21 protein-coding genes are annotated in these 26,130 nt (G+C 46.4%); 9 read left to right on the top strand and 12 right to left on the bottom strand.

All coding sequences use genetic code 11. The features are described from left to right. Positions 1 to 111: 111 nt before the first annotated feature. The gene (locus tag MKX75_RS12775) at positions 112 to 708 is read right to left on the bottom strand and encodes a biliverdin-producing heme oxygenase (RefSeq protein ID WP_076330927.1); all 597 of its coding nucleotides are present in this window, start codon (positions 706 to 708) and stop codon (positions 112 to 114) included. A 347-nt stretch (positions 709 to 1,055) separates the two neighbouring features. On the opposite strand from MKX75_RS12775, the gene MKX75_RS12770 reads away from it, so the two are divergent. The 4 genes from MKX75_RS12770 to MKX75_RS12755 all read left to right on the top strand — a co-directional run bounded on the left by MKX75_RS12770 (position 1,056) and on the right by MKX75_RS12755 (position 3,847). Continuing rightward, a complete protein-coding gene (locus MKX75_RS12770; RefSeq protein ID WP_339169852.1) occupies positions 1,056 to 1,853 on the top strand; it encodes a Nif3-like dinuclear metal center hexameric protein in 798 nt (265 codons plus the stop codon). A gap of 331 nt (positions 1,854 to 2,184) precedes the next feature. Then, complete coding sequence (locus tag MKX75_RS12765) at positions 2,185 to 2,610, top strand: DMT family transporter (RefSeq protein ID WP_339169851.1); 426 nt, start codon at positions 2,185 to 2,187, stop codon at positions 2,608 to 2,610. 34 nt (positions 2,611 to 2,644) lie between these two features. Continuing rightward, on the top strand, positions 2,645 to 3,343 hold the full coding sequence (locus MKX75_RS12760; RefSeq protein WP_339169850.1) for a helix-turn-helix domain-containing protein: 699 nt from the start codon (positions 2,645 to 2,647) through the stop codon (positions 3,341 to 3,343). A gap of 15 nt (positions 3,344 to 3,358) precedes the next feature. Next, positions 3,359 to 3,847 (top strand): DMT family transporter, encoded by a 489-nt coding sequence (locus MKX75_RS12755; RefSeq protein WP_062834134.1) that lies wholly within the window; start codon positions 3,359 to 3,361, stop codon positions 3,845 to 3,847. 84 nt (positions 3,848 to 3,931) lie between these two features. Here MKX75_RS12755 and MKX75_RS12750 read toward each other — a convergent pair whose 3' ends face one another. The 5 genes from MKX75_RS12750 to MKX75_RS12730 form a co-directional block, all read right to left on the bottom strand. Beyond that, positions 3,932 to 4,648 carry a YebC/PmpR family DNA-binding transcriptional regulator gene (locus MKX75_RS12750; protein WP_062836010.1) on the bottom strand — a complete coding sequence of 239 codons (717 nt, stop codon included), beginning with the start codon at positions 4,646 to 4,648 and terminating at the stop codon, positions 3,932 to 3,934. A gap of 278 nt (positions 4,649 to 4,926) precedes the next feature. Continuing rightward, the gene (gene cysI / locus MKX75_RS12745) at positions 4,927 to 6,648 is read right to left on the bottom strand and encodes an assimilatory sulfite reductase (NADPH) hemoprotein subunit (protein WP_145147314.1); all 1,722 of its coding nucleotides are present in this window, start codon (positions 6,646 to 6,648) and stop codon (positions 4,927 to 4,929) included. Positions 6,649 to 6,701: 53 nt separating this feature from the next. Further along, on the bottom strand, positions 6,702 to 8,537 hold the full coding sequence (locus MKX75_RS12740; protein WP_339169849.1) for an assimilatory sulfite reductase (NADPH) flavoprotein subunit: 1,836 nt from the start codon (positions 8,535 to 8,537) through the stop codon (positions 6,702 to 6,704). A 259-nt stretch (positions 8,538 to 8,796) separates the two neighbouring features. Beyond that, positions 8,797 to 13,980 carry an S-layer homology domain-containing protein gene (locus tag MKX75_RS12735; protein WP_339169848.1) on the bottom strand — a complete coding sequence of 1,728 codons (5,184 nt, stop codon included), beginning with the start codon at positions 13,978 to 13,980 and terminating at the stop codon, positions 8,797 to 8,799. 421 nt (positions 13,981 to 14,401) lie between these two features. Further along, complete coding sequence (locus tag MKX75_RS12730; protein WP_062834130.1) at positions 14,402 to 15,958, bottom strand: ABC-F family ATP-binding cassette domain-containing protein; 1,557 nt, start codon at positions 15,956 to 15,958, stop codon at positions 14,402 to 14,404. Positions 15,959 to 16,155: 197 nt separating this feature from the next. Here MKX75_RS12730 and MKX75_RS12725 point away from each other — a divergent pair, with 197 nt between their 5' ends. Continuing rightward, the gene (locus MKX75_RS12725) at positions 16,156 to 16,629 is read left to right on the top strand and encodes an SET domain-containing protein (protein WP_339169847.1); all 474 of its coding nucleotides are present in this window, start codon (positions 16,156 to 16,158) and stop codon (positions 16,627 to 16,629) included. A 244-nt stretch (positions 16,630 to 16,873) separates the two neighbouring features. On the opposite strand, the gene MKX75_RS12720 is transcribed toward MKX75_RS12725, so the two are convergent. Genes MKX75_RS12720 through MKX75_RS12705 form a run of 4 tightly spaced genes read right to left on the bottom strand, consistent with a single transcriptional unit; the run spans position 16,874 to position 21,409 of the window. After that, positions 16,874 to 17,482, bottom strand: a complete 609-nt coding sequence (locus MKX75_RS12720; RefSeq protein ID WP_339169846.1) for a DUF1349 domain-containing protein — start codon at positions 17,480 to 17,482, stop codon at positions 16,874 to 16,876. A 48-nt stretch (positions 17,483 to 17,530) separates the two neighbouring features. Then, the gene (locus tag MKX75_RS12715) at positions 17,531 to 18,877 is read right to left on the bottom strand and encodes an NAD(P)/FAD-dependent oxidoreductase (protein ID WP_339169845.1); all 1,347 of its coding nucleotides are present in this window, start codon (positions 18,875 to 18,877) and stop codon (positions 17,531 to 17,533) included. Positions 18,878 to 18,927: 50 nt separating this feature from the next. Then, a complete protein-coding gene (opuFB, locus tag MKX75_RS12710; RefSeq protein ID WP_339169844.1) occupies positions 18,928 to 20,442 on the bottom strand; it encodes an osmoprotectant update ABC transporter permease/substrate-binding subunit OpuFB in 1,515 nt (504 codons plus the stop codon). Beyond that, entirely contained in the window at positions 20,435 to 21,409 is a 975-nt protein-coding gene (locus MKX75_RS12705; protein ID WP_339169842.1) for an ABC transporter ATP-binding protein, read from the bottom strand. The genes opuFB and MKX75_RS12705 overlap by 8 nt, the downstream gene beginning before the upstream one ends. Positions 21,410 to 21,663: 254 nt before the next feature. On the opposite strand from MKX75_RS12705, the gene MKX75_RS12700 reads away from it, so the two are divergent. Then, positions 21,664 to 22,026, top strand: a complete 363-nt coding sequence (locus MKX75_RS12700; RefSeq protein WP_062834125.1) for an iron-sulfur cluster biosynthesis family protein — start codon at positions 21,664 to 21,666, stop codon at positions 22,024 to 22,026. Positions 22,027 to 22,258: 232 nt separating this feature from the next. Beyond that, complete coding sequence (locus MKX75_RS12695; RefSeq protein WP_339169840.1) at positions 22,259 to 23,032, top strand: M15 family metallopeptidase; 774 nt, start codon at positions 22,259 to 22,261, stop codon at positions 23,030 to 23,032. A 132-nt stretch (positions 23,033 to 23,164) separates the two neighbouring features. Here MKX75_RS12695 and MKX75_RS12690 read toward each other — a convergent pair whose 3' ends face one another. Continuing rightward, on the bottom strand, positions 23,165 to 23,404 hold the full coding sequence (locus tag MKX75_RS12690) for a hypothetical protein (protein ID WP_339169839.1): 240 nt from the start codon (positions 23,402 to 23,404) through the stop codon (positions 23,165 to 23,167). Positions 23,405 to 23,534: 130 nt separating this feature from the next. On the opposite strand from MKX75_RS12690, the gene MKX75_RS12685 reads away from it, so the two are divergent. Further along, the gene (locus MKX75_RS12685; protein ID WP_076330914.1) at positions 23,535 to 24,167 is read left to right on the top strand and encodes a nitroreductase family protein; all 633 of its coding nucleotides are present in this window, start codon (positions 23,535 to 23,537) and stop codon (positions 24,165 to 24,167) included. A gap of 39 nt (positions 24,168 to 24,206) precedes the next feature. Here MKX75_RS12685 and MKX75_RS12680 read toward each other — a convergent pair whose 3' ends face one another. Next, the gene (locus MKX75_RS12680) at positions 24,207 to 25,373 is read right to left on the bottom strand and encodes a leucine-rich repeat domain-containing protein (protein WP_339169837.1); all 1,167 of its coding nucleotides are present in this window, start codon (positions 25,371 to 25,373) and stop codon (positions 24,207 to 24,209) included. A 162-nt stretch (positions 25,374 to 25,535) separates the two neighbouring features. Between MKX75_RS12680 and MKX75_RS12675 the strand changes: the two genes are divergently transcribed. Beyond that, on the top strand, positions 25,536 to 25,994 hold the full coding sequence (locus tag MKX75_RS12675; RefSeq protein WP_339169836.1) for a GyrI-like domain-containing protein: 459 nt from the start codon (positions 25,536 to 25,538) through the stop codon (positions 25,992 to 25,994). Positions 25,995 to 26,130: the final 136 nt, after the last annotated feature.

Genomic DNA, 26,130 nt, shown 5'->3' with positions numbered 1-26,130 from the left:
ATCCCCTCTCATGATGTTATATAAGTTGGAGTGATTATTTCAACTTATATAGATACCTTATAAATGTGAAAAAATCTGCCCTACAGGCGTTTGGGTTGAAGAAAAGGGATGTTACTTGTCCGTATTAATCCACTGATCCAGCAGTCGGAAAGTCTCTGATGCACTGTGCACCATGTTGTCATGATCTTCTGGAGTACTGATGGACTGCTGCAGCAAACCCATAAACTCACTCCATCTTGTTCTAGTCTCTGTACCGTAGGCATTGAAATATTCCAAACCGCGATCAGCTTCAATCGGCAGAAACTGCGACAAACGCTTGGTCATAATCTGTCCACCGTTCGTGGACCCTTCAATGACATACAGATATCCGAACAAACGCGCAGGTGTTGAAATATCCGGCAATTCTTCACAGAGCGGAAGTTGGCTGATTTCCTCTTCACTTGCACCCAGATTTCGTAAATCTTTTTCCAACAGTCCAGCCTTGCCTCTAATCTCGATATCCAATCCCGTACTTCCCCAGAAAGGCTGATGTACAGCCTGATCTTCCAACGGTTTCAGGAATCCATAAAATTTCTCTAAATATGTTCTATATTCTTCTATAGTCACAGTTTGATTCATAATGGCTTTCGCATAAGGGTTCTGTTCTACTTGTCTGTGATAATGAGCTGTCTCGCTCTTCAGACGTTCCATAATATTTGTTGATGTCATCGTAGTTATCCCCTTTCACAATCTGTTCTGTATATGCAAATTCATGCTTATCCTCATTTGAATCTCATCGTGCTTTAAAATAGAACGACTTGTGCCGCAATCAGCTCCATTAATGCAGACAAAGACTCTATGTAAGTATACTTATTCTTTTTAGAGAAAACTATATGAATCCAACATCGGTACACATCTAATACATTCCTCCGTTGTTATCATAACTGACTGTAAACTGTATGTTTTAGTATTAACCGCAAACAGTAAAAATGACCCCTATATTCTGGAAGACAGTAGATTTCAGATGTCAAAATGGTACACTACCTTTATATCCTGTCATTGGAGGAATGCATCCTATGGACCTTACTGTTCAAGACATTGTACTTCATCTCACAGCTAACATTGAATTGCCGGAAAAAACGGTGGATCAGCTCATTACGGGATCACTTGATCGAAAGGTTACAGGTATTATCATTGCTTTTATGCCCACACATTATGTTATTGAACAAGCCATACAACACGGTGCTAACTTGATCATTGCGCATGAATCTCCGTTTTATAACCATCACAGTCATACGGATTGGCTTGCAAATGATTCGGTTTATGTGGACAAAAGAAAGTTGATCGACGAAGCAGGTATTTCCATCTATCGATGTCATGATATCATCCACCGGTTTCAACCGGATGGCATTACGGAAGGATTGATTCAAGCCTTAGGGTGGTCCTCTTATTTGGAACAACGACTAGCGGAAGCAGACATTCTTTCTTTTCCGGAAGGAAGCACTGTTGAAGCTATTGCTCACCATGTGAAAAGTTGTCTTGGGATCGAGTATGTGCGCGTTGCAGGCAATGCGGAATTAGTCTGTAGACGCGCAGCGGTATTAGTAGGTTTTCGTGGCAATGGCCCTGTAACGATTCCCTTGATTCAGAACGAGCAATTGGATCTCATCATCGCTGGAGAAGGATTCGAATGGGAGACACCGGAATATATCCGTGATGCCGTACAACAAGGCAAGTCCAAAGCACTGATCATGATGGGACATGCCGAGAGCGAGGCTTCAGGAATGAAGCTTTTGGCAGACAGGTTGGGAGAACATTTTCCCGAATTGTCTGTTCGTTTTGTAGGCGAGGAGCCTTTGTATACTATGATTTAATACTAGATTCAATTTGTACGGAGAGTATCTAACTGATTGTTGGTTTCTAATCTCATTGCCCAGCGTACCTCGGAGCTTTACATACTTTCTACGCTCCGGGGTCGAGTCGGCAGACTCTTTTTTGACATAGGTCCAACAGGTTCATTAGAGATTATGAAAAATGAGTACTACGCACATATGCCGCGCATCTCTTTATGCCCCATCTGGATTTTCGGGGTTCTTTATTGTACTCTAAATGCTGTGACTTCAGAGCTTAGGACATTTGTCCTTGGCGTTTGGGATGAGTATATCATTAAATAGAAGTCGAAGTGATTAAATAAGGAGCGTACATATGAGAGGAATTATTTTTGCATTACTGGGTGGTGCGTGTATCACGCTGCAAGGGGTTGCCAATACTCGGATTAGCACGGATATGGGCACATGGCAGGCCGCTACGATTACACAACTAACAGGCTTCATATTAGCGGCGCTGATCCTGTCGTTCGTTCGTGACACCAACCTTCAAGGACTTAAACAAGTGAAACCCATGTACCTGGCTGGAGGTGCTTTTGGCGCCGTCATTATTTTCAGCGAAGTAACGGCCATTCAGCAAATTGGGGTTACATTCACGATCTCGGCCTTGCTCATTGCGCAGCTGTTCCTGACTTTTCTGGTGGATAGTAACGGATGGTTTGGCGCGGTGAAACAAAAGATGAAACTGCCGCAATTTCTGGGCATTGCCTTGATGATCACGGGCGTTATCATTATGAAACTGTAGCTTTTCGAGAATATAGTCGGGGGTGAACAACAGCGTGGAAGAGATCCATAACGAGCACCAATTAATGAACTATCTGAAGCAATATCAACTCGAAACGGTATTTCACGAGCCCCTGCGTCCGCATATAACGTTATGCCACTTCGAGAAGTGTGAACTGATCTGTCGCGAAGGAGAAGCTTCCGAATATTTATACGTACTGGTCGAGGGCAAAATCAAGATTTTCACCACCTCTGCTCAGGATAAAACGCTGGTGCTTTGTTTCAAAACACCGCTTGAAGTCGTTGGCGACATAGAGTACGTCCGCGAAAGCGATATTGTCAACACGGTTCAGGCCGTATCGCCTGTGGTGATGCTTCGCATTCATTATCAATGGCTCGCTGAGCTTGCCAGCGATTATGCACCGTTGCTTAAATTTTTACTGAAAATCATCTCACACAAATTCTACATTGACTCGAACTTTTCCAATTTCAACCTGATGTATCCCGTTGAGGTTCGTCTAGCCAGCTACCTGCTTTCCATTTCGACAGAAGAAGCCGGCAACGTCGTTCACGAAGAGCTAGACGCGTTCAATCTGACTGACATTGCAAATCTGATCGGCACCAGTTACCGACATCTGAACCGGGTCATTCAGAAGCTCTGTACGGACGGGTTAATTGAAAGACATCAAGGATTGATTATGATTAAGGATCGGGCGGGTCTACGTGAGATAGCAGGTCACAACATTTATGAATAAGGAGTTCGACAACCCATGTTAATCACAGGTATTTCGCTTGCACTACTGGCAGGTGCACTTGTCAGTCTGCAAACGATTTTTAATAGCAAAGTCAATGAACGCACCGGTTCATGGTCCACTACAACGATGGTCCTGTTCACCGGATTTATTGCTTCATTCCTCATCTCTCTGCTAGTCGAAGGCAAAAATACATTCAGCTTTCAGCATATGCAACCTTGGTACTGGCTCAGTGGAGCCATCGGCGTTGGTGTAGTCTTCTGTCTCGTGCAAGGCATGAAGCTGCTTGGCCCCACATATGCCATCTCGATCGTACTGACGTCCCAACTGAGCTTTGCTCTATTGTTTGATTCCATGGGATGGCTCGGTCTGGAACAAATTCCTTTTTCGTGGAATCAACTGCTCGGTGTACTTGTCATTGTAGGCGGAATTGTGTTGTTTAAGTTCGGTGGGGGGAAATCGGAAAAATCAGAGCAGTCCCCTGGAACACTTCAGTCTGACTCATAAACGAACAAAAAAGAGTGTCTGTCCAATCCTAGAGATTAGTCAGACACTCTTTTTGGCAATCAAACCACGTATCACTTTGTTCTCTTAAACGAACTCTACGTTATGGTAAACCTGCTGAACATCTTCAAGGTCCTCAAGCGCATCGATTAGTTTCTCGAACTGAGCTTGTGCATCCTCTGGAAGTTCAATATGGTTTTGCGCAAGCATCGTCAGCTCGGCTACTGTGAACTCATTAATTCCCGCAGCTTTGAATGCTTCTTGTACAGCGTGGAATTGATCCGGTTCTGCATATACAATCACAGCATCGTCTTCGTCCACGATATCACGTACATCCACATCTGCTTCGAGCAGAAGTTCAAGCACCTCTTCGGAATTTTTGCCTTCAATACCGATAACCGCTGTAGGATCAAACATGTAAGCAACAGAACCGCTGACACCCATGTTGCCGGCATTTTTGTTAAACGCAGAGCGCACTTCCGGCGCTGTACGATTTACGTTGTTCGTAAGTGCATCAACGATGACCATCGCACCATTCGGTCCGAAGCCTTCATAACGCAGCTCTTCATAGTTCTCATCCCCGCTGCCTTTTGCTTTTTCCATCGCACGATCAATGATGGCTTTGGGTACATTATACGTTTTGGCACGTTCCAGCACGACTTTCAGTGCACGGTTCGCTTCCGGGTCCGGTTCGCCCTTCTTGGCAGCTACATAGATCTCAACGCCGAATTTAGCGTAGACCCGGCTCGTGTTTGCATCTTTTGAAGCTTTTTTTTCCTTGATATTATTCCACTTACGACCCATATCGTTTCCGCTCACTTTCAACATGTAATCTGCTTTCTACTATGCCATTATATCTTGTTGAGCGTACTTCAACAAGTTAATACACACGAAAAAATGGGAATAACTCCGGTGATTATCCATCTCCGTTTGAAGTTTAGCCACAGTTTATCCTCTTATAAATCTCTCGTCAGCAACTCCCGTTATCTCTATTCCCATGTTATATAGTAAGCAAAAAGCACTCCGTAAGGAATGCTTCCGCCCTAAATCAGTCTTAACTTCAGTTCATCTTACCCGCTCATTTAAGCATGAAATTGTCGACCATCCAGCACTTCTGGAACATATCCCGCACGAATGACAAAATCTCCGAAATGTTCACCTTCATTGCGCTCTTTGGCATATTGATTCACCATTGGAGTCAACGTGTCCAGAATCTCGGTTTCTCCAATGTTTTCTTTGTACAGCTTATTCAGACGATGTCCGGTGAAGCTGCCACCAAGATACATATTGTATTTCCCTGGTGCTTTACCGATAAATGAAATCTCAGCCAGCATCGGTCTTGCGCATCCATTCGGGCAGCCTGTCATCCGAATGACAATCTCTTCGTCTCTCAGCCCGGCTTCGTCCAGTACTGGCTCCAGTTTATCAATCAAAGATGGCAAGTAACGTTCCGACTCAGCCATTGCCAGACCACAGGTCGGAAGTGCAACACAAGCCATCGAACTTCTGCGCAGCGCAGAGTAATGCGCACCATCCGTCAGGTTATATTGCTGAATGAGTGCTTCAATCTTTTTCTTCTTCTGGCTGCTGATATTACCGATAATCAGATTCTGGTTCGCCGTCAGACGGAAATCACCCGTATGCACTTTAGCAATTTCACGAAGGCCCGTCATGAGCGGATAGCCATCAACATCCTTTACACGACCATTCTGAATAAACAGCGTGTAGTGCCATCTGCCATTATTGCCTTTAACCCAACCATATCGATCTCCATTCGTCTCAAAATGATACGGACGTGCCACATCCAGTTTCCAACCCAAACGGGTAGTCAACTCTTCGATAAACCACTCCACACCACGGTCATCCAGCGTATATTTGAAACGAGCATGTTTACGAACCGCACGATCACCATGATCGCGCTGAATCATGACTGTTTTCTCCGCAACATCAATCATTTGCTCCGGTGTACAGAACCCAATAACTTTGGAAACCTGAGGATAGGTTTTGGAGTCACCATGAGACATCCCCATGCCACCGCCAACGGAAACGTTGAAGCCTTGCAGCTTGCCGTTCTCCACAATAGCAATAAAGCCAAGATCCTGTGAAAAGACGTCCACATCATTGGATGGCGGTACAGCAATGCCGATTTTGAACTTACGTGGCAAATACACTTTGCCATAGATCGGTTCAACCTCTTCATCCGAATCCTGGGAATCAATCACTTTCTCTCCGTCCAGCCACAGCTCATGGTAGGCCCGCGTGCGAGGGTCCAGATGATTGCTCACCTGACATGCCCACTCATACACTTCGGCATGCACATCGGACTGATTCGGATTCGGGTTACACATCACGTTACGGTTCACGTCACCACATGCAGCAAGTGTGCTTAGCAACGAATCGTTTACTTCGCGAATGGTGTTCTTGAGATCCCACTTCAGTACGCCATGCAGTTGAAAAGATTGTCGTGTGGTCAGACGAATCGTCTCGTTCGCATATTTATGTGCAACACTGTCCATCATCAACCATTGCTCTGGCGTTACAATGCCCCCGGAAGCGCGCACACGCAACATGAATTGGTATGCAGGCTCCAGCTTGGATTTGTGACGCTCATTACGCAGGTCACGGTCATCCTGCATGTAGCTGCCGTGGTGTTTCATCAGACGGTTGTCGTCCTCGGGAATCGCACCCGTGATACGATCAGCCAATGTTTCAGTCAGACTTCCGCGCAAGTAATCACTTTTGATCTTTATATCTTCCACATCGCTATTCGTGCGCTGTGGGTTAAGTAAGTTATTATAAGCCATGCTGCTTTCTCCTCTCGTCTCTGCGGGTTAATGCAATCCGGCTGGGCCGGTAATTAATAGACGTCCCGCTGATAACGTTTATCCTGTTGCAACCGTGTCAGATATTCCGATGCCTGCTCAGGCGATAAGCCGCCTTCTTGTTCAAGAATCGTGGTAAGCGCAGCATGCACATCATGTGCCATTTTTTTCTCGTCACCACAGATATATACACTTGCACCTTCCTGGAGCCACTGGTACAACTCTTTGCTGTGTTCCAGCATGCGATGTTGTACATACACTTTCTGTTCGGTATCACGGGAGAAGGCTACATCCATCTTCGTGAGCACACCATCTTTGAGCCAGCGCTGCCATTCGGTCTGGTACAGGAAGTCGGTAGCAAAATGCTGATCCCCGTAGAACAGCCATGTTTTGCCTTCTGCGCCTGTTTCTTCACGTTCACCAAGGAAAGATCTGAATGGCGCTACGCCTGTACCTGGGCCAACCATGATGATCGGCGTGTCCGGGTTCTCAGGCAGCTTGAAATTCGGGTTATGCTGTATATATACAGGCAGGGTGTCGCCAGCTTCGATTCGCTCAGCCAGATGAACCGAGCATACACCGTAACGCTCTCTGCCACGTGCTTCATAACGTACCGTACGAACCGTGAGATGAACTTCGTCCGGGAAAGACTTCGAGCTGCTCGCGATAGAATACAGACGTGCCGGAATTTTGCGAAGAGCAGCTACGAACTCCCCAGCAGGAATGCCTTTCAACTGATAGTCCTGAACCAGATCCAACAGATCACAGCTGTTCATGACTGTACGGAATTCGGAATCATCTGCGAGCAACGCTGTCAGACCGCTTCCCGGATTCAGCTTCGCCAGTTGTTCCACGACCGGTTTCGTTACGGCTGTAATCTCGAAATAACGCAGCAACGCTTCATGCACAGATGCCTGATCCCCGTTTTTATTCACAGTCACGCGCTCATCTGCATTCCATCCCATGGCTGCAATCAATTCATCCACAAGACGTGGGTGATTCTCAGGAAATACCCCAAGGCTATCACCAGGCTCGTAATCCAGATTGGACCCTTCCAAAGACAACTCAATGTGACGTGTTTCACGGTCCGAGCCTCTGCCATTCAGATTGAGATTTTCCAAAACTTCACTCTTGAATGGATTCGTGCGGTCATATTCGGATTCCCCGCCGCTCACCGCAGCTGTAACAGCTTCAGTAGTTACTGTGCCCGCAGCACCAGATGTGCTGCTTAATGACGCCAGTACTTCATTCATCCACTCCGCAGCTGCTTCATCAAAATCAACATCACAGTCCACGCGCGGTACAAGAGCTGTACCACCCAACTCATGCAATCGATTATCGAAATCCTTACCTGTCTGACAAAAGAACTCATAGGAGGTATCTCCAAGAGCCAACACCGAGTAACGAAGTCCTTCGAGCTTCGGAGCCCGTTTGCTGTTCAGGAATTCATGCAGCGGAATCGCATTATCCGGCGGTTCACCCTCGCCGTGGGTACTAACGATGATAAGGAGATTTTCAATTTTCTTGAGTCCGTTCGGTTTGAAATCTCCCATCGATGATAACGTTACCTGAAGACCTTGTTCTTCAAGTTTCTTGGCCAGCTTCTTCGACAGGCCACTGGAATTCCCGGTTTGTGAACCGAAGAGCACGGTCACTTCCCTGGACACTGGCGGAGCACTGACAGGCGCAATATCTGTAGTTGGTGCAGCCTGTACCAGGTTAGCTGGAGCCGTTATTGTCGCGCTTGCCTGGATTGCTGCAATATATCCACTCAACCAAGTCCGTTGTCCATCGGTCAATGTAGGAATAAGACGATTAAGCAGTTCAACTTGTTCTTGATTAAAAGGGCTGTTTGTCACTTGAAGTTCCACTGTTTGCCACCTCGCGCATTGCTTCGATTTTAATTCCGACTAAAATGATCACATTAATTAAATTTCTTCTCTCTAAAACCTAACACACCGGGTGTTTAGGGTCAATTTCAATGATTTTATGACATTTATCAGTTTCGCTGATAAAGGAACAATATGTGCGAATCCATCTCTGTTAGGGTAACGCAAAAAGACTTACTCCAACCTGGGTTTCAGGTCAAAGTAAGCCTTCTTTTTCACACGCTGCGATTCTGATGTATCATCACTTATTCCATACGAGTTTGCTCATCATCGCATATAGCAACGTAGCCGATTCAGCTCGGGTCGCTTCGGCAAGAGGTTTCACCTCACCGTTGTACCCGTTGGCGATGCCCAAATTCACAAGTAATGCCACACTATCCCGGGCATAAGAGCGAATCTTGGAAGCGTCGCGGAAACGAGTAAGATTATCTGTTGCAGACATCTCGGAGTCAACCAGTCCTGCCGCTGCAAGAGCTCGCACTGTCAACGTCATCATTTCCTGACGGGTGATCGTGGACTCTGGCAAGAAACGACCGTCACCAGTCCCCCCGGTAATACCGAGCGAACGTGCAGCTGTAACTGCTTCGTAGTACGGAGCTTTTTCGTTTACATCAGAGAACGCATTTCCGGAAGCCGTACTCAAGCCCAGCGCTGTCATTAGCCACTGTACGTATTGACCACGGGTCATCTCCTGTTTTGGATGCAACTGAGTGGAATCTCCGCTTGCCTCAGCATCAATCACACCTCGGACAGCCAATGCCTCCAGCGCTTTCTTGGCCCACTGCACTTCTGCAAGATCTGCGAATGTCTGCTCTACAGAGACAACAGCATAATTTCCTGTAAGTGGTGTTACGGAAAATACAATCTGCCCGCTATTTGAATTATAGTGACTTTGCGGCAACGGGGTTGCCACACCGTTCGCGTCAATGACAAACGCTACAATTCGATCCTGCTGAGCATTTGGCGATGATTGATAAGGCAGACTAAGCACCAACTCACTTCCTGATGGCCAAGCCAGACCCTCCAGTTGGAGTTCAAGTTGAACCCCATGCTTCGTGCCAAGCTGATCTGCGACTGTTTTCGGTAGCTCCGTTCTGACCAATCGGATTAACGCAATACCGTCACTAACCGCATCCTTCGTTAACAGTGTCGCAGGAAGCTCCAACGTCCCCAGCTCAGTTACGATGTTGAACACATGTGATTCACCTTGATCCAACAACGCAGAGGCAGGCAGAGACACTTCATATGCAGTTGCTCCCGAGACCGACTTCAGTCGAAGTTCAACCAAGCGCTGACCCGCTTCTGTTGTAGGCGCAACTTTGAAAGCCTCTTTGATGGTGGAAGCATCCACTTTAGACTGCACTACACCCTTCTGATCAGATTGCCCCTGCAACTCCAGAACAGTACGGTCTTTCTGTGGTTCAGGTTGTGATGCAGGATTCTCCGCACCTGGACTACCATTTCCTGGATTACCACCTGAATTGCCGCCTGGACTACCTCCCGAACCAGGGTTACCTCCGGGGGAAGGAACAGACGCGGGTACCTTCACCGTCAAAGGCACAGTCAGAGCTTTACTGTCGTCAGAAGTTCGAGTTATTTCCAACGCAATTAGTACCGTTGTTTCCATTGATGGCAGGACAATCGTTCCATCGGTTTGAATGACAGACGGTACCGAACTGGAAGCGATCGTCACCGTGAAACCTTGCGGTACTACCGGTAACTTCAGTTTTTTTGCACCTGCAGAAGGCTGTTCCAGTTCCGTAATGCCTGTAGCTACATCGGCAGCGGTCTGCTGAACCGTAAGTACCTGATATGCGGAAGATAGACCGCTCACGGATTGCCCGGACGCATCAAAAGCTTCCACTTTGTAATAGTAATCTGTGCCGGGGTTCAACTCACTGTCCTTGTATTCTCTCAAATTGCCGTTATAGACCACTCTATACTCACCTTGCTCACGATCTGAACGGTAGAGCTTGTAGCTTGCTGCGCCAAGACGTGCATCCCAATGAAGCGTTGCGCTCGTTGAATCAAACGCATCAGCATTGAGGCCCGCACTGTCATTGGCAGGTGGTGCCGCATCTGGTTTAACGATCATAATCCAACTAATCATCGGGTCCTGCGATGCTGTGTTGCGCACGGTCAGTTCCAGCTTGTTGCCCGATACACTAATGCCTTTGTGCGCTCTCACACTGGCAGGTGTAAAAGTGACTGCACCGGTATTGGTGCCATTGATAAGGAAATTCGCTCTCCGCGATGCATTGGTCCACGGATCGTTGAATCCGGCGTACACGTCGTATGTCCCATTCGGCACATCAAATGTATAGGTTAAGTCCGTGCCTTTAGGAGAATTGCTGACATTGCCACCGTTCAGATAACGTACGGTCGAGAATATATCCCCGCCATTCGAACCGGATGCCAGTGCATCTGGGCTGACATACCCCCAATTACGTCCCTCTGCCGGAGCGTACATCTGATCCGCTATTCCCGGATTGGCAAGTGTTCCTTTCATATAAGCGCCCATGAGACTGTAATCAGCAGTTTCATAACCTCCGCTATTCACAAAATAAAGTGTATTCTCTGGAATGACGTTTACACGGACCGCCTGTTTTTTGTTGTTATATTCCGGTGTCGTTACCTGTAACGTGAGCGGTCCAGGCTTAGCAAAATCTTCCGCCGTCATAGCCCGATTATCAATCGTCCATACTGCTGGCGTTGACACCAGTTCATCCCCGTCGCGCACATTTAATGTGGTTGGCAGGGATGGCACTTTGCCAAGCGCTACAGCTTCTGGCAGCGGATCAGCGATATCCACCTTGCCCATTGAATTCAGCAGGTCAGGCGTCCAGCTGTTATACCACTTGATGGCAATGTCGGAACCTATTCCAAACTCAATTGGCAAGAACACGTATTTTGCAGCGTCATTCGAGAAATTGCCACCGTTCCACGTATCCCCTACGTAAATGAATTTGCCTTTTTCCGGATCGACCGGAATGACGGATGTAGTCTGGGTGCCAAATGCTTTGCCTGGATCGGGATCGCTCTGCGACGTACGTACAAACGGATTGGTCTGCGTTGACCAAGGCCCGAAAATATTGTCCGCCACCGTCACTTTGTTTTCGTTAGGGGCCCATCCGGAAGCTCCGGAGGTTAATATATAGTATTTACCCTGATACTTGAACATCGCTGGCGCTTCGCGTTGCCCTCCAGGGAACACACGCACGTAATCGACGCCGTATTCCGCCTGATAGGTGGAATCACGTACCGGATTGCCTTTGTCATCCGTTCGTCCTTCCTTATGCCACCCTGTTACGTCACTGTAGTCTTCAGTTAGTTTGGAGATATACAGCGTCAGGTTTTCCTCACTGGAGTAGATCAGATAGCCAGTGCCATCATCGTCCTTAAATAGTGTCATATCACGAGCCATACCCACATCACTTGGGAAGTAATCTTTCTCTCCTTCGGGGGTTCTGTCCATGCGGTAACTCTTCTGATACACGAAAGGCCCTGTCGGAGAGTCGCTGATCGCGTAACCAGCACGCGCTTTACCGTAGTTTGCATTATCGTTATAAGGGTCCTTGTCGCCGTCCATGTGGGCCCACATCACGTATTTCTTCGTTTTGTCGTTGTAGATGACCTTTGGTCGTTCAATAATCCGTCCTTTGCGAATATCTGCCCAGATATCCACGCGGTCCTCACGCCCCGCATACAATTCAGAGATCAACGGGTCATTCTCAAAATCATCCATCGATTGGAGCGTCGTTAGAGCCATGCCTCCATCCGTCCAGTTCATCAGATCCTTGGAAGAATACACACGCACACCAACCGCTGGCCAGCCGCCCTTATGATATTCGCCATACCAGTAATAGGTCTCTGTCTGTTCATCATAAAAAAAACCAGCTCCATGCGCATCGATCGGCTTCCCGTCCAGATCTGGCCACAATTGCCCCGGAGTAATGCTTGTGCGAACTGTGGCAACCCCCAACGGTGCGGATGCGGGAGAAGTTACGCCGTCTACGGTCGCCTGGAGGATGTAAAAATATCCTGTACCCATCGTCAGACCACTATCGGTAAACGTGCTTTCATTGCCACTGTACACCTGCTGATATGTCCCCGTTGCACTTGTTGCACGGGACACTGTATACGTTACATCAGATCCAGGCAGGACATTCCATCCGAGAGAGATCGATGTATCCGTCACAGCTGTGGCAGCAAACTCTGCAGGAGAGTCAATGGAATACGTCGTGGCTTCTGCAACAGTGAACGTTGACTCCCCAGCTGCGTTGTAGGCCGTCACGCGATAGCTGTAGCTGTTGCCGGGCTCAAGTCCCTCATCTGTGAAAACAAGCCCCTTCCCTTCGTAAACCTGCTCATATTGGTCACTGCCAGCTTCAGATCGAACCACGCGATAGCCAGTTGACTTGTCCACGGCGGGCCAAGATAGCTTAACACTCGTGGCATTGAGTGCTACCGCTTTTAATTCGCCAGGAGCCTGTGGTGCTGCCGCAGTCGTCCGAACTTCCAGCGGAGCAGTCCATAATGATTCGGTTAATCCTCCGTATTCAAAGGCGAGCTTGTAATAATACACCGTATCCCCACTTAATCCTACATCCGTGTGTCCCAAAGTTCCGGTGTTGGTTACCAGGGAATAGCCGCCTTCAGGCGTGGAGGAACGATACAGGCGGTAGGTTGATGCACCTGAGATTTCAGACCATTGCAGGGAAACCGAAGATGCCGTCTGCTCTGCAATGGAGAGCTGAATATCGTTCCCTGGCGGCTGCTCCGCGATAGTGACGTCATCGATATGTACCGACTGCCACTTATTTCGAATGCCAACGGTACCTGAGCTGTATGTAGGATCGACCAGATCGAATACCAATCGATCGGAGCCGTTTTCCGAGATATACCCGCGAATGGAGGTACCCGCCAGCACCACTTTGAGTGTGTACCATGTATCTTTTGCAAACACATAGTCCACTGTTTTCAGTGGTGTATCTGTCCCATTTACCCTTTTCGAGAAAACGAGTTTATTATTGGGAACTTGCATTTGAAAATAGTAAAAGTTGCTCTTATCCTGAAACCGCGGCAATATTCCCGGATACCCCTGACCGGCTCCCGTGTAAAAGCGCATGGACACGGTCATGTCCGACATGGAGTCCCCAGTGGAGATGATGCCTTCATTGGTATCGCTCTGGAAAAGCGTCGAGTTGGACGCATCTGTCGGGTCAGCGTTTACTTCCCAATTGCCTGAGCTAACGTTCCACGCAGGTGATGCCGTGAAATCTCCATCCGAAAAATCGTCCTGCAACAACGTGGCGGGTATACTGTTCAGATCAGCATATGCCTTACTCGGCAGCATCAGCGGTCCGGAGGATAGCGCAAGTGTTGCAGATAACATGAATATCATGGGTTTCCTGAGTTTATCCAATGTTCATTCTCTCCTTTGGCTTGGAAGATGAAAGCATGGTTCTTGAAGGCGCGGTGTTGTTGTCCGGCCTGTCCTCAGCAGCCAAGCGGTCAGTAACGAGCTAGGTCCACCTCCTTATTTTAATGAAACCGGTTTCATTAAAGCGCAAAAAAAGACCCGTCTTCTCTTCTAAGTGCAATGATACCCATTCGGAATACCGTGTCTTTCTTGCCCCTATACAGTGAAACAGGTTTCTTAATATGAAAATGTAATCGCTTTCCTGAATTATATTATTGCCTTATTCAAGCTGTCAACTATGAAATCGACTCAAACATTTTTCGTTAAAACCATGCAAAAAAGGCGCGAGTTCTGCCTGTTTTGCAAGCAAAATTCGCGCCTTTTTTCACCCTTCGAGCTTGTTCGCAAGCTCGCTCGTATTAACTTAGAATACTTTCGTCGTCCACGACTCACAGTTCCAAGTCTCCGTAACCACATCACGATAGAATTCCGGTTCGTGGGAAATCAACAGAATGCTGCCTTTGTAAGCCTTGAGCGCACGCTTCAACTCTTCCTTGGCATCAACGTCCAAATGGTTCGTCGGCTCATCGAGCACAAGCAGGTTGGTTTCGTTATTGATCAGCTTACAGAGACGCACTTTGGCTTTCTCCCCACCACTTAGTACAGCTACCTTGCTCTCAATGTGTTTTGTAGTCAAACCACATTTTGCAAGTGCAGCACGAACCTCGAACTGGGTATAAGAAGGGAACTCCTGCCAGATCTCTTCAATACACGTGTTGTAGTTGGCATCCTTCATCTCTTGCTGGAAGTATCCAATCTCCAGATGTTCACCGCGTTGAACGGTTCCTTCCAGAGCTTGAATTTCACCCAAAATACTGCGCATCAGGGTTGTTTTACCGATTCCGTTGGCACCAACGAGGGCAATCTTCTGTCCCCGCTCCATACGCAGATCCAGTGGTCTGGACAACGGTTCGTTGTAACCAATCACAAGACCTTTGGTTTCGAAAATGAGCTTGCCGGATGTTCTTGCATCACGGAAGTTGAACTGCGGTTTCGGTTTCTCCTTGGCGATCTCGATGACATCCATCTTGTCGAGCTTCTTCTGTCTGGACATCGCCATATTGCGTGTAGCTACACTTGCTTTGTTACGTGCTACAAAATCCTTGAGGTCAGCAATTTCTTGTTGTTGGCGCTTGTAAGCCGACTCCAATTGCTGTTTTCTCATCTCATGCACTTCCTGGAAATGATTATAATCGCCCACATAACGAGTTAGATTCTGGTTCTCCATGTGATAGATCAAGTTGATTACACTGTTCAGGAACGGAATATCATGAGAAATGAGGATAAATGCATTCTCATATTCCTGCAAATAACGTTTCAGCCATTCGATATGCAATTCATCCAGATAGTTCGTAGGCTCATCGAGCAGCAAAATATCGGGTTTTTCCAGCAACAACTTGGCAAGCAGTACTTTAGTACGCTGTCCACCACTCAGGTCATTGACGTCTTTATCCAGGCCGATATCCGTCAGACCCAGACCACGTGCGGTTTCATCCACTTTGGCGTCGATCATGTAGAAATCCTGATTCGTCAGCGTGTCCTGAATTGTACCCACGTCTTCAAGCAGTTGTTCAAGCTCCTCTGGAGTCACATCGCCCATTTTCCCGTACATATCATTCATTTCCTGTTCCATGTCAAACAAATACTGGAACGCGCCGCGAAGTACGTCACGGATCGATTGGCCTTTGTTCAATACAGCATGCTGGTCCAGATAACCAACACGCATCCGTTTGGACCACTCCACCTTGCCTTCATCCGGCTGAAGCTTGCCTGTAATAATGTTCATGAAGGTGGATTTACCCTCACCATTGGCCCCGATCAGACCAATATGTTCGCCCTTTAAGAGGCGGAATGAAACGTCGTTAAAGATAGCACGGTCACCAAAACCGTGACTTAATTTTTCTACATTTAATATGCTCATTCATGACACCTTTTCTATATAGACTTAATTCTTTGTATATTATAAGCGTTATATCCTGCACAACTCAACGTCATATTCAAAAATATTGCACCTTTTTGTCTGAAATTTGCCTTAAATGAAAGTATGGGGTAAAATTTTGCCTTAACGAATTATTACTATATAGAACGGAGCTCTTCGAAGAGCATTAGGTGAAAAATATGATTGAAGTGAAACAATCCAAGTTGGGTGATGGTAGTGAATTTAACCGCGGGGTATTTGCTACCGTTGATATTGCCAAAGGAACGCTTATCCATCAGGCACCCGTTGTGCCTTACCCGAATGAAGATCATGAGCATGTCGAAAAAACGATCCTGGAAGATTACGTGTTCGAATATGGGGCGAATCATACCGCGATTCTGCTCGGCTACGGCAGTCTGATCAACCACTCTTATGAACCTAACGCTACCTATGATATCAATTTTGATAACCACACCTTTGACTTTTACGCATATACAGATATCAAAGCTGGCGAAGAGATCGTGATCAATTACAACGGTGAGGAAGACAGTATGGACCCACTATGGTTCCTGGACGATTACGAGGAGCGTATGCTGGAGTTCAATAAGTCCAATGATGATGAGGATGAAAAAGAGAACGAGTCCCAGTCCGTGGATACAGACACGAGTAAATAAACGTTAAACTCAGTAAAGTTCGCAAGCACTCTCGTTGTACACGCAAAAAAACTTACTTAGCCGGTAAATTATGGAGTTAGCACCTGGAGTACTCGAGTACTCTTCATGGTCCAAAATGTAAACACGAAAATAAGCAAGTCCTCCATTAATGGAAGACTTGCTTATTTGTATTACCTTGCTTTTAAGCCAGATATACTTGTTCAAGTTTCATTATTTAAAGTACATCTTAACTTGTTAACTTGTCTTAATCCGTAATTGGCGGATCTGTGTGCAAGTCTTCATCCGGTGCCGTGGATCTCCACTTCGTAAAGGCTACCTCAAAACCTGCACGCTTCGGTGAACATAGGAACGGACCGGCTTGTTTGTTCGTCGGATAGGCAAACCGCGCAACTCGAATTGTTCGCCAGGCATGCTCATCTGTGCGAGCACGTATGACAACGGCCTCGTTACTGTAGGAGGCTCTGATCGTTACAATTCGTCCACCCCACTCTGGCACCGGAGATAATGACCAATCGGAATACGTATCCGTCACGACGGCTCCGACATGAGCGACACCATCATTGACTTCAACCCCAGCCTTGATCCATTGATCTTTTCCATACCATAACATTAATCCCGCCTGATCATACAATTCGGTAAATGAACTCAGATCGAAAGATATTTCAATGGCTTCCGTTCCATCCCATGGTGCAAGCATGGCGTGTCCATTCCGATGACAGAACCCGTAGAATGTTTTTTCCCAGAAGTCACTACCTTCCTGAGCTTCCACGACGAAACGATCCCTATCCATCCGCGCAGCAACAGGTTCCGTGGTCCACTTGCCTTCATGCAGCCCTATAAAATCCGATGACATCGCTATTCTCATCCTTCCTTCCGTCCCAAAGAGGGGACATCATCACTTCTACAATAGCGAACCCAAGTCCGATGCAGCAGTAGGATATGCAAAATTCATGGTGTTTAGCTGATCAGTCGTTAGATTGAATTGAATCGCCACTGCAAAAAGGTTAATCAATTCTTCTGTTTTGCTACCGAGCACATGCGCACCCAGAATACGGCCGGTTGATTTATCGATCACCACTTTGGCCATGGCAACTTTTTCATGCGTTCGCTTGTAAGTATACCATTTCGACATATCATTGACTTGTACCTCGTAGCCTTCTTTCTGGGCTTGTTCCGTACTCATGCCTACAGATCCAAGTGCAGGGACAGTAAACACAATGGAAGGCATGACTTTATAATTTGGTTTGTGTTGATTTCCCTCCAACAAATTAAACGATACTGCGCGGGATTCCTGTCCAGCTAGCGGGGTCAAAGGCAGTCCTTTTGTGTCGGTCACATCGCCAGCAGCATACACTCTCCGATTACTTTCACTTTGCAAGTACTCGTTCACCGTAATCCCCTTTTTGCTGTAGCTGACGTTGGCTTTCTCCAATTCCAGCCCATCCACATTAGGAACACGCCCAGCTCCATGAACGACAAGTCCGCACTGCCACTGGTGATCTGCACCATTACGTGTGCCATGAACGACATAGGCGTTCCCCTCTTGCCGTATGGACTTCACCTCCGCGTTCAAGTGAACATGAATGCCGATCTCTTTTGATTTTTGCAACAAACATTCTACAAGCTCCGCATCAAACGACTTCAGAGGCTGTTCACTCCGATGCAGGATATGGACTTCCGCCCCGGCTCTGGCCGCAATATGCGCAAACTCAAATGCAATGTATCCACCGCCTACCAGAACTAATCGATCCGGCAGCTGTTCCAGATCCAGAAAGTCATCACTATATATAAGATGCTCTGAGCCCTCAATCTCAAGTGGCGCAGGTCTTGCACCGGTAGCAATCAGGATGTGTTTGCCATGGAGCACTTCTTCTCCCACTTGAATATGGTCTTCATCGACAAATGATGCTTTACCATGAAACGTATCCATTCCGGCCTGTTTGAATTTATCCTCGCTTGCTCTGGGTATGCTCTCGGTAAAAGTGCGCTTAAACGCCATCAATTCAGACCAGTCTATTCTCGCCTGTCCTTGAATTCCTTTCCCTTGCATCCGTTCATTCCAGTCAATCAGCTCCGCGGCTCCAGCCAGCACTTTCTTGGGATCACAACCGCGCAGTGCGCAGGTTCCTCCGAACTCACGTTCATCAATCACAGCGATTTTCCAGCCAGCTTCAGCGCAACGGGTGATTACAGAGCTTGCTGCACTTCCTGTTCCGATTGCAATCAAGTCATAGGTTTCTTGGGTCATCACGGTTCCTCCTCATCCTTTTGTTATATCTATTGCAGTGATGCCTGAAGTTACAGCAATCCAGCCTGTTTAAGGTACTCTGCTGCCACCTTTTCGGGATTCGCTCCCTCTACGTTCACGTCATAGTTCATCTGACGCATCTCGTCATCGGTAATTTTGCCAGCAAGCTGATTCAGCACCTCAACCAGTTGTGGATATTGATCTGCCGTTTCTTGACGAAGCATCGGTGCGCCTTGATAAGGCGGGAATAACTCCTGATCATCCTCCAGCACAACGAGTTCATATTGTCTCAACTCACTATCTGTGGAGTAGGCATCTACGAGGTTGATATCGCCACGCTGAACAGCACCATAGCGAAGCTTGGGTTCCATTGTGGCCACGTTCGGGAATTCAATCCCATACTTCTTCTGGATGCCAAGGTATCCGTCTTCCCGATCCGAGAATTCAAGTGTAAATCCTGCCTTCATCTGCTGCTCCACCGGTTTGAGATCGGAAATCGTTTTGAGATTGTATTGATCTGCGATACTCTGGGGTACAGCCAAAGTGTACGTGTTGTTGTAATCCATAGGGTTCAGAAGCACCATGTTGAACTGACTCAGCATTCCGTCTCTAGCCTGTTCGTAGACCTCTGTCCGATCCGTACTCACAGCTGTTTCCTTCATGAATTCGGAGATGGCTGTCCCTGTGAATTCAGGATAGATATCAATATCACCCGACTTGAGTGCATTGAAAAGGAATGGCGTTTTGCCTAATCCGGGCTTTAGTTCAACGGTCAGGTCTGTATCTTTTTCAATCAGTAATTTGTACATATTAATCAGAATTTCGGGTTCCGCCCCCAGTTTCCCGGAAATGACGAGATCCTTCTGTCCTCCCCTCGCAAAAAAGGGAATGGTGATCACAAGTATCGCGATCAGAGCAAGCGAACCCAAGGTAACCAAAGTTTTCTTGAATGACAAGCGCTGGAACTGACGCAATAGCACATCAAACAAAATGGCCAACAATGCGGCTGGAATAGCTCCTAGGATGATCAGTGCCGTATCATTCCGATCAATGCCCAGTAAGATTAATGCACCCAAGCCTCCTGCGCCGATCAAAGCAGCAAGTGTCGCCGTCCCTACAATCAGGACCATCGCGGTCCGAATTCCGGCCATAATGACAGGCATCGCCAGCGGTAGCTCCACTTTGATTAGCCGTTGCCGACTATTCATGCCCATCGCATTCGCCGCTTCGACCATGGAAGGATCGACTTCGGATATGCCTGTGTACGTGTTGCGAAGTACCGGGAGCAGCGCATACACCACCAGTGCAATAATTGCAGGCAGTGTGCCTATGCCGAATAACGGGATAAGCAATCCGAGAAGCGCCAGAGAAGGAATGGTTTGCAATACAGCCGTAACCCCGATAATCGGTTCAGCAACTCTTGGCTTTCGTGTCAAATAGATACCAAGCGGAATAGCAATGAGAACAGCAAAGAACAACGCGATAAATGAGATCTGAATATGTTCAAGCAGTGCAGACAATAACTGACCTTTACGCTCGCTGAACACCTCCGTGAATCTACTCATGTCCATCACCTCGCTCCTGTAACTGACCGGACCAATATTTCATCAGATCAGCCCGACTGATCTCGCCAATAATCTGGCGGTTACGTTCAACCAGCAGACGGTCATGGAAAGTCATGATCTCAACTAACTCCGTCAACGTAATGGATACGGGAACGGCTGTTTTGGCCGATTTTGGCACATGACCAGGTGAGATGGGTAACATGATGGATTCGAGATCAAATGCAGACTGTTCACTCATATCGGAAATTGGACTCCCCACAAACTCGCGTACGAAATCATTGGCTGGATGCTGGATCAGTTCTTCCGGAGTGCCTACCTGTAGAACCTGTCCATCCTTCATAATGCAGATGCGATCCCCCAGCTTCATCGCTTCCTGAATATCATGGGTGACAAACACAATTGTTTTCTTCATCTGACGCTGGATATCCAGAATATCGTCCTGCAATTTCTCGCGGCTCATCGGATCGAGTGCACTGAACGGTTCATCCATCAAGACAATCTCGGGATCGGCAGCGAGTGCACGCAACACACCAATTCTCTGCTGTTGTCCTCCAGATAACTCGGCAGGTTTACGCTCACTGTACGTGTCTCCGTGCAATCCAACCATGTCCAGCAACGTATGTACGCGCTTCTTGATTTGATCTGACTTCCATTTTCGCAGTTCAGGAACAACCGCAATATTCTCGGCAATCGTCATATGCGGGAACAATGCAATCTGTTGCAGCACATATCCGATATTCCATCGCAATTCGTGAATGTTGTATTCATCGATTGGGCGTTCATTAATGCTTACTGTTCCATCTGTTCGTTCAATCAGGCGATTGATCATTTTGAGCATGGTGGTTTTGCCACATCCACTTGGACCAATCATGACGAACAGTTCTCCTTTGTTAATGTTGAGATTAACCTGACGCAAGGCTGTAGTCCCATCAGGATATTGTTTAGATACATTTTCAAACTGAATCATCCGCACTCTTCGCCCCTTTATCTAGGGAGTGTCTCAGACACGCCCTAACATTCATTCTCATCTATTTCCCCAAAAGTGTGTTCGTATAATCACTGCTCCGGATAATGGTGTTGCTTCCATCATTTTCACTAGAGCTATCTGTTCACGAAAAAATAATGCGTTGATTTATGTCGATAGTGGTATAATATTGATAGTCATTGAGAGTATAAATTATCCTTTCACCACTTTTTTCATTTATAAAGGAGTGTACCCATATGTATATTCAAATTACTGATCTGGCTGCAAAACGCTTGACCGAAAGCCTGAATGACCAACCCGGATATTTCAAAGTAATCTATGACCTAGAAGGTTGCGGATGTAACGGAGTTATCGCGATTATCATTGTTGACGAACTTGCGACTCTCGACGCGCAGATTGAAACCAATCTGGTCCCGTTCTATGTTGATCCGAAGCAGCAGCTGAATCTTGAACAACACATGAAGCTGGATACGGAAGAAAACTATCCTTCTTTCAAATTGAGCAGTGATTCCGGTGTCCTCAGCGGTAACGTTCGTGTTCGTGATACCCGCGCCGTGACTGTAGGAAACTCCAGTGGATCTGACGCCTGCATGCTGTAATACAGTCTCCAGCAGGAATTAATCTAGCATTGCCTCTCTTCACATCAAAAGCCGCTGCATCTAATGCAACGGCTTTTTTTAATGTTCTCTTCCTTATATGCCTCTATCAGAGTTGCAAAAAAGACTCTAACAAACTTTGTTTACAACTCGGAAACAATTGGAGAACCTATGGATATAATCCTCTAGTATACTCGGTATATAGATTCATATAATCCGAGGAGGAACACACATCATGAAATCTTTTACTCGTAAATCCATCATATCCACAATTCTGGTAGGTTCTGTTGTATCAGGTTCTGCTTTTACTACCCTTCCTATTACTTCAAGCTTGAATCCTGTCGCATCTGCTGCGAGTTCCAGCTTCACTCAATTTCTGCATGATAATGCACCTGGTCGTACGATCAAAACGATTAAAAATGTAGCAACGGTGACCAATGTGTCTAGTACAGTTGTGCTTGTCAATAAAAAGAGAAATCTGCCTTCGACTTATGCACCTCAAGATTTGGTAGTCCCTAATATTCCTTTTAGCTTCTCAGGCTCCAGTCCGAAGAAACAAATGCGTAAAGTGGCTGCAACCGCGATTGAAAAATTATTCGCCGCCGCCAAAAAAGACGGCATTGATATCAAAGCGGTGTCCGGCTATCGCTCTTATGCGACCCAAAAATCGATCTTTGACCGTAATGCCAGTATCAAAGGTGAAGCTGTTGCCAATAAGACAAGTGCTCGTCCAGGACAAAGCGAACATCAGACTGGCCTAGCCATGGATATCTCCAGCGCTTCGGCCGGTTATGATCTACAACAAAGCTTCGGCAACACCAAAGAAGGCAAATGGCTGAAAGCCAATGCCCACAAGTACGGATTCATCATCCGTTACGGTAAAGATCAGGAGAAATTGACAGGCTATTCTTATGAGCCATGGCATGTACGTTATGTAGGTGTATATATTGCTGGTGAGATTACTAACCAGAAACTTACGCTGGAGCAGTATTTGGAACGTGCCAAATAAGGTAGGTTCGGGACCCAAAGCTTAGCGAATTATCGGATCAGATAAAGAAGCGTGACTAAAGCACGGCTGAAGCAGCAGGTGGGGCCGAAACTGGCCCTCTTCTGCTTCAATCTTTCTCATTTGAACACATCATCATGTACCCGCAATTCTTCTAAAAACCAGTGGCAATCTCTTCAGACTTTCTGTTCCAGCCCAAGAGCCTACGCCAGCAAGTAGTGCATTATGGAACAAATACAGTGCGACATTGTAAACGATTGATCCCAGAATAATCTCCATTACCACAAAACGTTTTAACGTCGAAGATTGGATCACATATACCCGAAATTCATGCGGGTTATGTCCTCCCTTATACCTTGTGATGAATGTTTTCATGAATCACCTCTAGTGTTTTATTTTAGCGTATGGCAGGCAAACCTTGTCTTATTCTAAAATAATACTTACATAAAGTAACTAAGTGTGTTATAGTCAGTTTATAAATCATACATAAGCGAGGGAAACCATCATGAGTGAGTTAGAGAATCTAGTCAAAAACCGTAGATCGGCCGTTATTTTTGAAGAAGGAATTGAAATTTCGGATTCGGAACTACAAGAGATGTTTGCCCTGAACAAATTCGCACCATCTGCCTTCAACCTGCAACACACGCACTATCTTGTGCTTAAAGATGAGGAACAGATAGAGAAAGTCTATGAAGCTTCCCAGCAATATAAAGTAAAAACAGCTTCTGCGGTCATCGTGGTATTGGGCGACGTCAATGCGCATCATCATATCCGCACCATTAACGAAGGCTTGCTGAACCTGGGCGCACTCACTCCGTTTCAATACGAGCAGGAATCCCAAAGTGTCACTGAATTTTATGAATCTCGCGGCAGATTCTTCCAACGTGAGGATGCGATTCGCAATGCCAGCTTGTCTGCCATGCAATTGATGTTGATCGCTCAGGATCGCGGTTGGGACACCTGTCCAATGATTGGTTTTGACTCGGAAGAACTGCAACGGAGTTTGGATATTCCCGACCATTATGTACCTGCCATGATGATTACGATCGGCAAAAAGTCGGAAGCCAAACAGCGTCCACGCGGTTACCGTAAACCGATTAACGAATATGTTAGCTTCAACAAAATGCACGCTGAATAACATAAAAATAACAAGCAAAAAAGCCACGTTCTCGTGGCTTTAATATGTTTCATAGATCAAGGTGTCCAACATTTGAAATTCCTCATCAAACTCCGCGTATATGTACAGTCGGCCTGCAGGTGTATCCCCCGCATCATAACCCAATCGGAAATATTGATCTCCCTGAAATTCGGCATCAACCAAAACCAATGCATTAATATCCTCGTCCGGATGGGCCTCGGCAATGGTTCTAAGCGCCTGCTCACCAAGCATATCCCATCGTTTCCATGTCGCTTCCATATATGGAGATAAGGCTTCCATCTCTGTTTTGGTTGAAACCTGTGCAGTAACTACAAGCTCATTACCCTGAACCAGCAAGCGTATCTGATAATTGGACATTGATACGTCATACTGGAATACACCCATCCCCTGAACTTCATGATTGGATTCAAAAATCAGATTATCTGCAAACTGCAGCCTCTCCAGCTTGGGATTAGCGCTATAATCCAACTCGGTTAATTTGTTCTCGGAACAGTACAGCTCACGTAGTTGCACGTTATGTCGAATGTCCAGTTCGCTAATGTGATTGTTAAAACAACGGACACTCTCCAAAACCAAATTCGAACGAAGATCCAACTGTTTGATATGGTTGTGGTGACAGCGAAGTTCAATTAAATTTGGACAACCGGTTACATTAAGTTCCAACATGTAATTGTTGGCGCAATCGAGTCGCTGCAGTTGCTTATTGTGTTCAAGGTCAAGCGAGAAAAGAGCGTTATAACTGCAACTGAGTTCCTCCAATCGCTCAAGGGACTCTGTAACCAGCTCCGACAACATATTCCAGTGACACTCCAACGTAACAAGCTTGGAATTATGAGAAAGATCCAATTTACGAAGTCGATTAAAGCTGCAATCAAGCACCTGTAATTCTTTATTTGGACTAAGGTCCAGTGTAAGAAGCTGATTTTCTCTGCAACGTAACATCCTCAGCTTGTGATTCTGAGTAAGATCCAGACCGGTCAATTGAATATAGTCACAATCCAGCTCTTGAAGACCCCTAAAATACTCGATTCCGTCAAGGTTGCTAATATTGTGATTGGAAAGTTGTAATATCTCAACCTCACAAACGTCACTCTCCTGAATGAACCCCCTCTGATTACAAAAACGATCCAACACAACTCGCCTGAAACGTTCATCCGTGAAAGCATAGGTGATATCCATACCCATGATCCTCTCCCTCTCCTTTTCTTCTCTCGGAGCAGTCTTCCAACATATTATCCCTATTCTATGAGTTTCAACATAGGGAATCAATATTAACCTATCTAATTTTTTTTATACCGTGTTAGCATCCAACATGTAAGGAAAAACCGAATAGAGAGGAAGAATTTCATGCAAATGTATATCGAAACCCTCCCGTCATATCGTCTCGCTTATGTTCGACAAGTTGGTCCTTACGGTCCAGCCAATGCTCAAGCGATGAATACGCTGAAACAATGGGCAGACAAAAAACAATTGCTTAACGAATCAGCAACATTACTGGGTATCCCTCAAGATGACCCAGCGAGCACACCTCCCGAAAAATGTAGATATGATGCCTGTATTGTTATTGCCGAATTCGAACGTCTGGAAGATGATTCTATTGAGTTTGGAGAATTATCAGGTGGAGATTATCTCATCTGTAAAGTGAAGCACACCGCAGAAGATATTCAGCAGGCATGGAATGTAATCATACCCCATTTACAAACAAGTGGTTATCGGATGGACAACAAGCCGGTAATAGAACGATATCGTTGGGAACTACTCCATGAGCATTGGTGCGAAATATGTGTGCCTGTAAGACCTGAGTAATCCACGTTACAAAGAAACGAAAAAAGTGACTTCAGGTTGAAGTCACTTTCTTGTTCACTACTATTAGTTTATTTACACGATAACGAAGAGGGCAGAAAAAACCTGAAAAAGCGAAGCTAAAAGCTTTCTGTAAGAA

Source organism: Paenibacillus sp. FSL R5-0341 (assembly GCF_037975235.1).
Lineage (GTDB): Bacteria > Bacillota > Bacilli > Paenibacillales > Paenibacillaceae > Paenibacillus > Paenibacillus amylolyticus_A.
Note: the sequence above shows the minus strand (reverse complement) of the source record. Positions and strands in the feature narration are given on the sequence as shown.